The sequence below is a fragment of the Roseovarius marisflavi genome (assembly GCF_900142625.1).
GTDB lineage: Bacteria > Pseudomonadota > Alphaproteobacteria > Rhodobacterales > Rhodobacteraceae > Roseovarius > Roseovarius marisflavi.
Map to the genome: position 1 here is coordinate 1 of NZ_FRBN01000001.1, position 11,983 is coordinate 11,983.

Below are 11,983 nucleotides of genomic sequence, written 5' to 3' on the forward strand. Positions count from 1 at the left end.
TGGCATATCCTTTTCTCAGATGAGAATTGCGGCGCGTGAACAACGCCATGATATGCCGCCCCTCAGGGGCCATCACCAACTTTTAGCTATATCTCGGATGACCGGGTGGCGATGCTGTTTGGCCGGGTCGCGCTGCCACTCCGTTTTCTGCGCCGTTTTCCGCATGAATGATCCGGTGGTCAGCGTCAGCGGGTCGCGATTGCCCGCGCACTTGCGCTGAATCCCAAGCTGATCACCGCGGATGAGGCGGTCTCGGCGCTTGACGTGAGCGTTCAGGCGCAGGTGCTTGACCTGATGATGGAGCCGCAGGCCGATCCTGGCCTGAGGTATCTGTTCATCAGCCATGATGTGGTGGCGACGTATCTTGGCCTTATTGTCGAGCGTGGGCCGCGCCACGCGGTCTTTGAGGAACCGCAGCCGCCCTATACACAGGCCCCGCTTAAGTTGGTGCCAATCGCCGGTCCGAGGCGTCGCAATTCCGAGAAGGATTTGATGTTCCAATCCATCCCATCGCCCATCCATCCGGTGGGATACGTGGCCGACCCATCGGTTTATAAAGAGGTGACACTGGCCCATTTCGTGTTGACCTCTGACAGCAGATATTAACATGGCAATACGCCTGAGTCCCTGTGACTTAATGGAAAAGCTGGTCAGCTTTCCCACCGTCAGCCGCGACAGCAATTTACCTCTCGTAGATCGGGTCGAGGGCTATCAGAATAGCCATGGCGTCACCGCGCATCGCCATTATGACGAAAGCCTGCAAAAGGCGGCGCCGTTTGCCCATGTCGGGCCAGGGCGGCCGCGGTGTGGTTCTGTCGGGTCATACCGATGTGGTGCCAGCCGATGGTCCGCGCCGGCCAGTGACCCGTTCACCGTGGTCGAACGGGATGGCTAATATTACGGGCGCGGTTGTCGCGACATGAAGGGCTTTGACACTCTGGCGATATGGGTGCTGGTCGAGGCAAAGCATGCCGGTGTGGCGCGACCTCTGCAACTGGCGCTGAGTTACGACAAAGAGGCCGGCTGTGTCGGTGCGCCGCCGATGATCGAGCGGATGCTCGAGGTGCTGCCAAAGGCCGAGCCTGCGATTATCGGCGAGCCCTCGGTGATGCAGGTGGTGACCGGCCATAAGGGCGGAATTGGCCATAATGTACGTGCGATCGGCTTTGAGGTGCATTCCTCGCTGATGCATAGCGGGGTCAATGCGAACATGGCCTCGCCGCCGCTGATTGAATGGGCCAACCGGATGAACGCCGAAAACCGCACCCGCGTGCCAAGCGAGCTTGCAGCAATGTCCGAGCCGCCTTGGGCACCCCTTCATGTCGGCACCATCTCAGGTGGCACAGCCCATAAGATTACCGCCAGGGATTGCCGCTTTGGCATGGATTTCCGGGTGGTGCCGGGCAAAGCATCCGGATGCTCGGAGCGCGCGTTTCATGGCCCGGGTCGCCGAGGTCGAGGCCGAAATGCAGGCAGTTCATCCCGACAGGCGCATTGTGGTGATGCCGAAATTTCTGGTGCCAGGTCTCAAGCCCGAAGAGGGCGGCGCAGCTGAGGCGCTTGTGCGCCAGATCACCGGCGAAAATGTCGGCCATGTGGTGAGCCATGGCACCGAAGCGGGTCAGTTTCAGGACCGCGGCAATTCGGCGGTGATCTGTGGCCCCGGTGATATTGCGCAGGCACATCAGCCTGACGAATTCATCACCAAGGCCCGGTTCGAGGCCGGGCATGATTTCATGCATGCCCCGCTGGCCCGGCTGAACCGGGCCAGGACCGTTTAGGGTTTATTGCGCTTCGGGGGCGTCGCGCCGCCAAAGCCCGGACGGCCCTTGGGCGCGCCGCCTTTGCCGACGGGCTTTTTACCGGGGCCTTTGCCAAACGGTTTGCCGCCGCCCGGCTTGCCCGGTTTCGCGGCCATGCCCGGCGGGGTAAAGCGTCGGCTGGAATCGCTGGCGGGGTTATGCTTGGGCTTGGCGGGATCTGCCGTGCGGTCATCGGTCCTGGCATAGGGCTTGCCTGCCGGTTTTCCGCCGGGTTTGCCAAAGGGTTTGCCTGCCGGTTTCGCACCCGGTTTACCAAACGGCTTACCTGCGGGTTTGCCAAACGGCTTGCCGCCGGGTTTTCCTGCAGCCTTGTCATAGGGTTTGCTCGCGGGTTTGCCCGTGGGGGCCTCTGACGGTTTGCTGTCCCAGACCTTTTTAGGGGCCTTATGGGCGGGTTTTTCACCGGATTGCTTGCGCAACGGCGTGACCGCGCCGTCCTCGACCGCCTTGGTCATCGGGGTCGATTTCGGCTTGGCAAAGCGCGACTTCTCGGCGCGGGGCTTGTCATAGGATTTTTCGGCGGATTTTTCGGTGGCCGGCTTTTTATAGGCCGGTTTTTCATAGGCGGGCTTGGGTGCGGGGGCCGCGTCCGGGCTGGGCTTGTAGCGCGCGCTGTCGCCGTCATTGTCGCGGGGCGGGCGGGTGTCGCGGCGCGGGCCACGATCATCGCGTGGTGCGCGCGGCGCAGAGCTGCGGCCGAGATCGGGCGCGCCTTCGACGCGACGCACGCTCACGCCATCCTCAAGCTTGCCGTCGGCACCAATCGCGGCCCAAAAGCCGGTCGCACTGGCCTCGGTCAGCTCGACAAAGGTCTCGGTCGGCTGCACGCGGATCGCACCGATGCAATCCTTGTCAAGATTGCCGGCACGGCACAACAGCGGCAGCAACCACCGAGCTTCGGCCCGGTCATTGGCCCCAACCGAGAGGGCAAACCAGGTGCTCGGGCCGAAGGGCTTGTGCTCTTTCGCGGGCGGGCGGGCGTCGGGCGGGCTAAGCTCTTCAGGCGCTGACCAGCTTGACTGATAAAGCCGCAGATAGGCCGCCGCGATCCGTTCGGGGCTGTGCTGGGCCAAAAGCTGTTCGGCAAAGGCGGCCTCGGTGGCTGAGGGCTCTTCTGACCAGACCGGATCGGACAACAGCCGCTCGTGATCGCGCGCCTCAATATCCTCGGGCGTCGGCGGGGTGGTCCATTCGGCGGTGATCTTGGCGAATTTCAAAAGGCGCTCGGCCTTTTTGGCGGTCTTGGCCGGAACGATCAGCGCCGAAATGCCTTTGCGTCCGGCACGCCCGGTGCGGCCCGAACGGTGCAAAAGCGCCTCGGAGTTGCTTGGCAGTTCGGCGTGAATGACCAGTTCAAGATTGGGCAGGTCAATGCCGCGTGCCGCCACATCGGTGGCCACGCAGACCCGCGCGCGCCCGTCGCGCATCGCCTGAAGCGCATGGGTGCGCTCGGTCTGGCTCAGCTCGCCCGAGAGCGAGACGACTGAAAAGCCGCGATTGGCAAAGCGCGCCGTGAGACGCGCCACGGTGGCGCGGGTATTGGCAAAGACGATGGCGTTTTGCGCGTCGTGATACCGCAGCAGGTTGATCACCGCATTTTCGGCGTCCTGCGGGGCGACTCGCAGCGCCTGATAGGTGATATCGGCGTGTTGCTTGTTGCCCGACTGGGTGCTGACGCGCACGGCGTCGCGCTGAAACTGTTGCGCAAGCTTGGCGATCATCGGCGGCACGGTGGCCGAGAACATCAGCGTGCGCCGATCCTCGGGCGCGGCGGCCAGCATGAATTCAAGGTCCTCGCGAAAGCCGAGGTCGAGCATTTCATCGGCCTCGTCCAGCACCACCGCGCGCAGCGATGTCATATCAAGCGAGCCGCGCTTGATATGGTCACACAGCCGTCCCGGCGTGCCGACAACGATATGCGCACCCCGGTCCAGCGTGCGGCGCTCGTCGCGCATGTCCATCCCGCCAACACAGCTTGCAACCCGCGCGCCGGCCTCTGCGTAAAGCCAGCTCAGCTCGCGCATGACCTGAAAGGCCAACTCGCGCGTCGGCGCCACGATCAGCGCCAGCGGAGCGGCAGCCGGGGGCAGGGTTTCGCTCTCACCCAGAAGCGTCGGCGCAATGGCAAGCCCAAAGCCCACCGTCTTGCCCGAGCCGGTCTGGGCCGACACCAGCAAATCAGACGTGGCAAGGTTCGGGTCTGTGACCGCCTCTTGCACGGCTGTCAGGGTGTCATAGCCGCGTGCGGCAAGGGTTTTGGATAGGCTGGAGATGATCATTGATAGGTCTGCTTTGGTAGGGGGGAGGGGCGCACATGGGCGCAAGCCGCGACCCTTACCCGACCTTGGCGCAGATGTATATGGCCAAATGCCCGCAGGGCACCGGGCGCCCTTGCCGTTGCGGCGTGATTGCGCCACGCTGCGCGACAAATTCCATGAGACATCAGGAGACCTGCGCGATGCCCGTCAAGAACCGCTTTGCCGAATTGCATGATGAGATCACCGCCGTGCGGCGCGACATCCACGCGCACCCCGAGATCTTGTATGAAACCCACCGCACCAGTGCGCTTGTGGCCGAAAGGCTTCGGGCGTTCGGCTGTGACGAGGTGGTGACCGGCATCGGGCGCACCGGGGTTGTCGGTGTGATCAAGGGCAAGAGCACCGGCTCGGGCAAGGTCGTGGGGCTGCGCGCGGATATGGATGCGTTGCCGATACACGAGGCGACCGGGGTGGAGTATGCCAGCAAGACGCCCGGCGCGATGCATGCCTGCGGCCATGACGGACACACCGCGATGTTGCTTGGCGCGGCGCAATATCTGGTCGAAACCCGCAATTTTGATGGCACTGCCGTGGTGATTTTTCAACCCGCCGAAGAGGGCGGCGCGGGCGCGCGTGAAATGTGCGAAGACGGATTGATGGAGCGGTTCGGCGTGCAGGAGGTTTACGGCATGCACAACTGGCCCGGTCAGCCGCTCGGCTCCTTCGCCATCCGCCCCGGAAGCTTTTTCGCCGCCACCGATCAGTTCGACATCGAGCTGACGGGCAAGGGGGGGCATGCCGCCAAACCGCATGAGACCGTCGATACCACGGTGATGGCGGCGCATATGGTGACAATGCTTCAGACCATTGCCAGCCGCAATGCCGATCCGGTGGATCAGGTGGTGGTCTCGGTCACCTCGTTTCAGACCTCGTCGAATGCCTTCAACGTGATTCCGCAAAAGGTGCATCTCAAGGGCACGGTGCGCAGCATGAGCACCGGGATGCGCGATCTGGCGGAACAGCGGCTCAAGGCGATTGCCAAGAGCGTGGCCAGTGGTTTCGGTGGGCGCGCCGAGGTCAGTTATTACCGGGGCTATCCGGTGATGGTCAACCACGAGGAGCAGACCGATTTTGCCGCCAGCGTGGCGCAAAAGGTCAGCGGCGCATGCAACGAGGCGCCGCTTGTCATGGGGGGCGAGGATTTCGCCTTTATGCTGGAAGAGCGGCCCGGCGCTTATATCCTGATCGGCAATGGCGATACCGCCATGGTGCATAGCCCGGATTACAACTTCAACGACGAGGCGATCCCGGTCGGCTGTAGCTGGTGGGCGGGCATTGTCGAAGACCGGATGCCAGCGACACATTGAGGGCATACAGGGGGTGAGGCGGGCAGGGGGCGCTGCCCCCATCCAGGAAAATTCGGCGAATTTTCCTCGATTCCCCCGGGATATTTGTCGCAAGAAGAAGCCGGGAGATTTGGAGGATCGCAGAGACCGGGAGGCATGTAATATGTAAAACACACGGCTTGATCTGACATTTCTGCTCTTATGGAGCGCAATCAAGGAGTGTCGATCAATGACACGTATTCAAGAGAAGATCTTCCAGCCGAGCGGGCCTTGCGCCCGATTGGAATAGAACGAAAAAACTGGCTCTTCGCGGGCGCTGATACTGGGGCGGAAACACTTGCGCGTGCCATGATTGTCATCGAAACGGCCAAGCTGGACGGCCTCGACCCGCAGGCTCACCTCGCCGATATCCTCGACCGCATCCATGATCACAAGGTTAACAGGCTGGATGAATTACTCCCCTGCGCTGCTCCCCAACTTGGGACCGCCGGATAGTGGAATTCTTCGGCTCTGATCACGACGGATGGCTGGTTGCGCCGCCCGGAAAATGCATGGCAATCGGGACGGTGTAACCGATCGCGCTGTGGGGGCTGTCCTCGTTGTAGTGTCTACGCCAATCCTCCAGCTTTTTTCGGGCATCCGCAAGGCTCATGAACCAGTGGGCGTTCAGGTTGAACGCTTTACGGAGTGCTAGGGCCATTCAAGATTGTGAGCCGACGAAGGCTTTATGGGCATTAACGGCCCAAAGCTGCCGTTCACTATAGGTGTTTCGAACGACGGCTTCCGGAACCTGTTGGGTCAACAGAAAGCCGAGCAACGCCAATGTGTCAAGTCAGCCGTAAATCACCGCAAGACAGGTATTTTCAGATACATAGAAAAATTCGCCTTATCTCTTTGAATTAAAACGAATATTATGGGGTTGCTCGGCTCTATGCTTTCTCGGAAATGAGGTTTTGCGCACGCTATCGCTTTGTTTTGCGCAAGCACTCCCTTTTTTGGCACGTTACAAAAAAGCTTACTGGCGATCCCGGGAGGACTCGAACCCCCAACATCCTGATTAGAAGTCAGGTGCTCTATCCAGTTGAGCTACGGGACCGCTGAACCGGCTTCTAGCGTGGCTGTGCGCCAAGATCAAAGCGAAAACGCACCCCGCCGCGCGGCTCAGGCAAAGGGGTTGTCGTCATATTCGACCCCGGCCAGATAAAGCCCATGAGGTGGCGCGACCGGGCCACAGGCCGCGCGGTCGCGTTCAAGCAGCGCGCTGCGCACCTTGTCGGGCGTCCACGATCCGGCACCGACCCGCTCCAGCGTGCCCACGACGCTGCGCACCTGGTTGTGCAGAAACGAGCGCGCGCGCAGGTGAAACCGCACCTCAGAGCCAAGCGAGAGCGGGATTTCCTCGATCTCGATGGCGTTCAGGGTTTTGACCGGACTGGCCGACTGGCAAATGGTCGAGCGGAAGGTGGTGAAATCGTGCAAGCCGATCAGACGGGCTGCGCCCTCGCGCATCGCCTCAAGGTCAAGCGGGCGCAGCACCTGCCAGACCAGGCCCCGCTCGTGGGTGACGGGCGGGCGGCGCACCAGCACGCGAAACACATAGCGCCGCTCGGTCGCGGAAAACCGGGCATGCCAGTCGTCAGCCACCCGCTCGCATCCGACAATCGCAATCGGCAGCGGCTTGAGGTGGAAATTCACCGCCTCCATCAGACGAAACGTGCTCCAATCACGCACGAGATCGCAATGGGCCACCTGCGCATAGGCATGCACGCCCGCATCGGTGCGCCCGGCGGCGGCGATGGTGTGGGGGCCGGGCTCGATTCTGGCAATGGCGGCCTCGATCGCGCCCTGCACCGAGGGGTGATTGGGTTGGCGTTGCCAGCCGACGAAGGGGGCACCGTTATATTCTACTTTAAGGGCGTATCTGGGCATGAGCCTGCGCATAAATGAAAACGCGACCGCAGAAAAGGCGGTATTGGCGGTGGCTTAAAACTCCTGCCCGGCGTTCTGCTGCCAGGCCTTGACCAGATTGCCGAAACGGGTGAATTGCGCCTCAAAGCTAAGCTCGACCGTGCCGATGGGGCCGTGACGCTGCTTGCCGATGATCACTTCGGCCTTGCCGTGCAGACGCGCCATCGCCTCTTGCCACTCGGCGGTTTTTTCAAGTTCGTGATCGCCGGGCTTTTCGCGCTCTTTGTAATATTCTTCGCGGAACACGAACATGACCACGTCGGCGTCTTGCTCGATTGAGCCGGATTCACGCAGATCGCTGAGCTGCGGGCGTTTGTCTTCGCGCGATTCCACCTGACGTGAAAGCTGCGAGAGGGCGATCACCGGGATATTCAGCTCTTTCGCGATGGCCTTGAGGCCCATCGAAATCTCGCCAATCTCCTGAACGCGGTTGTCCGAGGTGCCGCGCACCAGCTGGAGGTAATCGACGATCAACAAATCAAGCCCATGTGTCCGCTTGAGGCGGCGCGCCCGCGCGGCGAGTTGCGAAATCGGAATGGCGGCGGTGTCGTCGATGAACAGCGGGCAGGATTCAAGCGTCTTGGCCGCCTCGACGAAGCGGCGAAACTCGGTCTCGTCCATGTCGCCCTGACGGATCTTGTGCGACGAGATTTCCGAGGCTTCGGCCAGAACCCGCGCCGCAAGCTGTTCGGCGCTCATCTCAAGGCTGAAAAACCCAACCACGCCGCCATCAATGGCGCCTTCGGTGCCATCGGGCAGGGTGCCGCGTTTATAGGCCTTGGCGACGTTGAAGGCGATGTTGGTCGCAAGCGAGGTTTTCCCCATTGAGGGGCGCCCGGCCAGAATCAGAAGGTCAGACTTGTGCAGCCCGCCCAGCATTTTATCCATATCCACGAGATCGGTTGAAATGCCCGCAAGCCCGCCTTCGCGCTGATAGGCGGCATTGGCCACGTTCACCGCATCGGTGACCGCCTTGAGGAAAGATTGAAAGCCCGATTCGGTCTGGCCCTGTTCGGCGAGCTGGTAAAGCGCCTGTTCGGCCTCGACGATCTGTTCTTTCGGTTCGCTGTCGACATCCACGCGCGCGGCCTTGCCCGCGATATTGTGACCAAGTGCGATCAACTCGCGCCGGATCGCAAGGTCATAGATCATCCGCGCATAATCGCGCACCGCAAAGGTCGAGATCGCCGCCCCTGCAAGGCGCGCAAGGTAAGCCGGGCCGCCAAGCTCTTTCAGGCCCTCGTCATCCTCGAGAAAGGCGCGCAGAGTCACCGGCGAGGCGAGGTTATTTTTGGCAATACGGGCCGCCGCAACCTCGTAGATGCGTGCATGCACCGGGTCATAGAAATGCTGTGCGCCGATGATCTGGGCAATCCGGTCGTAGACGTCGTTGTTGGTCAGGATCGCCCCCAACAGCTGTTGCTCGGCCTCGATCGAATGGGGCATGGTATCGGCCGCCTGAACCTCGGCTCCGGTGGCGTTGAATCCTGCGATTTCGTTCATGCTAATCCCCTGCCTGCCTTGGGGTGATGTATTACAAATTTCACGCGCTGGCGCGCAAATTGTATATGTCTGTGGATACCCTGTGGATATCACACGGGGGTACATATTGCCTCATGTTTTTTGAATTCGTCAATATGTGGTGCTTGTTCGGTGCTTTAGCCCGGCGCGCGTGGCAAGGATGACGCAATGTCATTTAATTTCCCCTGCCATCGCACAGGTCCAGGCGTGGCGACTCAGCGGCGGGCAGCCTGCCAGGCGCGCGGGTCGTTGAGAAAGGATTCGACTCCATCCAGAGTGGCGGTATCAAATGCGCCCTGTGCGCGGGCCTCTGCCAGCACATCCCACCAGGTGCAAAGATAGTGCAGAGCGACCCCATGATCGCCGAGGGTTTTCTCTGTTTCCGGGAAAATGTCGTAGTAGAAGATCACCGCCGTATGCGCGCAGGTCGCGCCGGTCTCGCGGATCGCATTGACGAAGCTGAGCTTTGATCCGCCATCGGTGGTCATATCCTCGACCAGAAGCACGCGCTCGCCCTCGGACATGGCGCCCTCGATCCGGGCATTGCGGCCATAGCCCTTGGGCTTCTTGCGCACGTAGGTCATCGGCAGGGCCATCCTCTCGGCCACGAGGGCGGCAAAGGGGATGCCGGCCGTTTCGCCGCCGGCGATATTGTCAAACGCCTCAAAGCCCGCGTTGCGCATCGCCGTGACGGTCAGGAAATCCATCAGCGTCGAGCGGATGCGCGGATAGCTGATCAGTTTGCGACAGTCGATATAGGTCGGCGAGGGCAGGCCCGAGGCCAGCGTAAATGGCTCATCCGCATTGAAATGCACGGCCTTGATTTCCAACAGCATGCGCGCGCTCAGGCGGGCCATGTCCTGGGGCGAGGGGTAGGAGGAGGGAATCATGCGCGTGGTCCTTTTTCGCAGGGTTAGCTCCAAAGAGTTTTCATGCCTTCGGCGAGGATATTTAGAGCAAGAAGAAGATCAGGTGACCCGCCAATATAATGGGAAGCCGGGGTCGAACACGGTGACCGGGCCATCGTCTGTGTCGATCTTGTCCGGGTAGGGGACCGGGGTGTCGCCCTTGGTCAGGGTCAGTCTCGCCTCATTCGGCGTGAGCCCGTAAAAGGCCGGGCCGTTGAGAGAGGTGAAGCCTTCGAGCCGGTCCAAAGCGCCGTCTTGTTCAAAGGCATGGGCAAGGATCGACATTGTATTCGTGGCCGTGAAGCAGCCCGCACATCCGCAGGCGTTTTCCTTGAGGGCATCGGTATGGGGCGCACTATCCGTGCCGAGGAAAAACCGCGGGTCGCCCGAGGTGGCAGCCGCGCGCAGTGCAAGACGATGGGTTTCGCGTTTGGCGACCGGCAGGCAGTAGTAATGCGGTTTGATCCCGCCCACGAGGATGTGGTTGCGGTTGATGATCAGGTGATGCGTGGTGATCGTGGCGCCAAGATCGCGGTCATTGGCTTTGACATACTCCACCCCGTTGGCGGTGGTGATATGTTCCATGACCACCCGCAGGCCCGGCGTGGTGCGGCGCAGCGGATCAAGCACGCGGTCGATGAACACCGCCTCGCGGTCAAAGATATCAACCTCGGCGTCGGTCACTTCGCCATGCACGCAAAGCGGCAGGCCGATCTCGGCCATTTTTTCCAAAACACCGCGCACCTTGTCGAAGTCGCGCACGCCGCTGGCGGAATTGGTGGTGGCGCCCGCCGGGTAGAGTTTGACCGCCGAGACAAGGCCGCTGGCATGGGCCGCCGCAACATCCGCCGGGTCTGTCTGCTCGGTGAGGTAGAGCGTCATCAGCGGTGTAAAATCCACCCCCTCGGGGCGCGCGGCGATGATCCGGTCGCGGTACGCTAGGGCATCGCAAGCAGTCACCACCGGTGGCACCAGGTTGGGCATGATGATCGCCCGGCCAAAATGGCGCGTGGTTTCGGGCAGGACGGCGCGCAACATCGCGCCATCGCGCAAATGCAGGTGCCAGTCGTCGGGGCGGCGGAGGGTCAGGGATTGATTCATGCCGCAGGCCTTACACAATCGTGCGCCTCAAGGCCAGAGATTGTGTGCCGTCAGACCTCAGGGCCGCCTTCAAGCTCTTCAAGCCGACTCTTGGCCAGATAGAGCGCCTTGCGGAAACGTGGGCCGCCAACCTTGCGGTCAAGGGCGCGACGGCAATGCATCACCGTGAGCTTGTCGCGCTGATCGGCCATGAGCCGCTTTAGAACGCTTAAGAGATAGGGGGTATCGTCGCGACGCGCCCGGAACAGCCGCGACAGGCTCAGCCGGTCAAGCTTGTTGGTGCTCAGCTGGACCAGGGCACTCTGGATCATCCCCATGCGCATCAGTCTTGCCTCGATCCGGTAGCCAAGATAGCGGGTGCGAAATCGCAAGACATTGGGCCGCGTGAACAGCGCCGCATGCATCGCGTCAAGCTCGATCTCGGGATCGTAGAGCAAAACCGCCTTATCGGCGGCATCCAGCATATCGGGGGCATAGCCGTAACGATCAGAAAAACTGACGCGGCGCATTTTGATATATCGGTCATCCCATTCGGCAACACGCGGATCAAGCGTGGCCTGAGGCGAAAGCATCAGAACCCTTGCACCGGGGGCCGCAACCGAAAAGGCAGCCGCCGCATAGCCGCAGGGCCCGGCGCCATAAAAGATCACCTGCTCGAAATCGTCAAAAAAGCCGTCATCGGTAAGCCGGTCGAAAAACCCATAGACCCGGCCATCGCGAAACCAGGTGTTGCCATTGCTGACCACACAGAGATGCGACCAGCCAAGCGCCTTTACCATGCTCCAGCCAAACGGCTGTGCCTGTGGCGAAAGCTCGGTCAGCTTTTGATGGGTTTCAAAGGTCACAAGCAAGATTGGCTTGCGCTCCACAAGCACGGCCGCATGGCCGGCCCCAAGCGGTTGGCAATAGCCGTCATCGCCCGCCAGGTCATTGGCACGCTCACACCAATCCGCCCAGCCTAGACCGGATAGATCGGCGTCAAACATCTGGGCGCTATCTTGCATATCTGCTCGTACCTTGCTTATGCCTGTCCGCTTGAATGCGGCTTTGTTGCCGTC

The 11,983-nt window shown here is 61.4% G+C and carries 7 protein-coding genes, 1 tRNA gene and 4 pseudogenes; 4 read left to right on the top strand and 8 right to left on the bottom strand.

Annotated elements, in window-relative coordinates; genetic code table 11:
• Positions 1–99 precede the first annotated feature (99 nt).
• A pseudogene (locus tag BUB78_RS21360) lies at positions 100–606 on the top strand (ATP-binding cassette domain-containing protein); the annotation flags it as partial.
• A gap of 1 nt (position 607) precedes the next feature.
• A pseudogene (argE, locus tag BUB78_RS21500) lies at positions 608–1,781 on the top strand (acetylornithine deacetylase).
• Here the strand turns inward: argE and BUB78_RS00015 are convergent.
• Positions 1,778–4,102, bottom strand: a complete 2,325-nt coding sequence (locus BUB78_RS00015; RefSeq protein WP_073193891.1) for a DEAD/DEAH box helicase — start codon at positions 4,100–4,102, stop codon at positions 1,778–1,780. The pseudogene argE and the gene BUB78_RS00015 overlap by 4 nt on opposite strands.
• A gap of 179 nt (positions 4,103–4,281) precedes the next feature.
• Between BUB78_RS00015 and BUB78_RS00020 the strand changes: the two genes are divergently transcribed.
• Both BUB78_RS00020 and BUB78_RS00025 read left to right on the top strand, forming a co-directional pair.
• Positions 4,282–5,448, top strand: coding sequence for a M20 aminoacylase family protein (locus BUB78_RS00020; protein WP_073194528.1), 1,167 nt, complete (start codon positions 4,282–4,284; stop codon positions 5,446–5,448).
• Positions 5,449–5,682: 234 nt separating this feature from the next.
• A pseudogene (locus BUB78_RS00025) lies at positions 5,683–5,922 on the top strand (transposase domain-containing protein); the annotation flags it as partial.
• A 19-nt stretch (positions 5,923–5,941) separates the two neighbouring features.
• Here BUB78_RS00025 and BUB78_RS00030 read toward each other — a convergent pair.
• The 7 genes and pseudogenes from BUB78_RS00030 to BUB78_RS00060 all read right to left on the bottom strand — a co-directional run.
• Positions 5,942–6,097, bottom strand: a pseudogene (locus tag BUB78_RS00030) (integrase core domain-containing protein); the annotation flags it as partial.
• Positions 6,098–6,446: 349 nt separating this feature from the next.
• Positions 6,447–6,523: transfer RNA gene (locus BUB78_RS00035), tRNA-Arg, on the bottom strand.
• A 65-nt stretch (positions 6,524–6,588) separates the two neighbouring features.
• Entirely contained in the window at positions 6,589–7,356 is a 768-nt protein-coding gene (gene truA / locus BUB78_RS00040) for a tRNA pseudouridine(38-40) synthase TruA (protein WP_073193892.1), read from the bottom strand.
• A gap of 54 nt (positions 7,357–7,410) precedes the next feature.
• Positions 7,411–8,898, bottom strand: coding sequence for a replicative DNA helicase (locus BUB78_RS00045; protein WP_073193893.1), 1,488 nt, complete (start codon positions 8,896–8,898; stop codon positions 7,411–7,413).
• A gap of 233 nt (positions 8,899–9,131) precedes the next feature.
• Complete coding sequence (locus BUB78_RS00050) at positions 9,132–9,806, bottom strand: orotate phosphoribosyltransferase (RefSeq protein ID WP_073193894.1); 675 nt, start codon at positions 9,804–9,806, stop codon at positions 9,132–9,134.
• A 78-nt stretch (positions 9,807–9,884) separates the two neighbouring features.
• Complete coding sequence (gene pyrC, locus BUB78_RS00055; protein ID WP_073193895.1) at positions 9,885–10,925, bottom strand: dihydroorotase; 1,041 nt, start codon at positions 10,923–10,925, stop codon at positions 9,885–9,887.
• Between the two features lie 50 nt (positions 10,926–10,975).
• Positions 10,976–11,929 carry a phosphoadenosine phosphosulfate reductase gene (locus BUB78_RS00060; protein WP_073193896.1) on the bottom strand — a complete coding sequence of 318 codons (954 nt, stop codon included), beginning with the start codon at positions 11,927–11,929 and terminating at the stop codon, positions 10,976–10,978.
• Positions 11,930–11,983: the final 54 nt, after the last annotated feature.

What these genes read in the sequence shown, in the direction of transcription:
- truA (WP_073193892.1), bottom strand. Translation starts at nt 7,356, where the DNA reads ATGCCCAGATACGCCCTTAAAGTAGAATATAACGGTGCCCCCTTCGTC.
- BUB78_RS00050 (WP_073193894.1), bottom strand. Translation starts at nt 9,806, where the DNA reads ATGATTCCCTCCTCCTACCCCTCGCCCCAGGACATGGCCCGCCTGAGC.
- BUB78_RS00020 (WP_073194528.1), top strand. Translation starts at nt 4,282, where the DNA reads ATGCCCGTCAAGAACCGCTTTGCCGAATTGCATGATGAGATCACCGCC.
- BUB78_RS00015 (WP_073193891.1), bottom strand. Translation starts at nt 4,102, where the DNA reads ATGATCATCTCCAGCCTATCCAAAACCCTTGCCGCACGCGGCTATGAC.
- pyrC (WP_073193895.1), bottom strand. Translation starts at nt 10,925, where the DNA reads ATGAATCAATCCCTGACCCTCCGCCGCCCCGACGACTGGCACCTGCAT.
- BUB78_RS00045 (WP_073193893.1), bottom strand. Translation starts at nt 8,898, where the DNA reads ATGAACGAAATCGCAGGATTCAACGCCACCGGAGCCGAGGTTCAGGCG.
- BUB78_RS00060 (WP_073193896.1), bottom strand. Translation starts at nt 11,929, where the DNA reads ATGCAAGATAGCGCCCAGATGTTTGACGCCGATCTATCCGGTCTAGGC.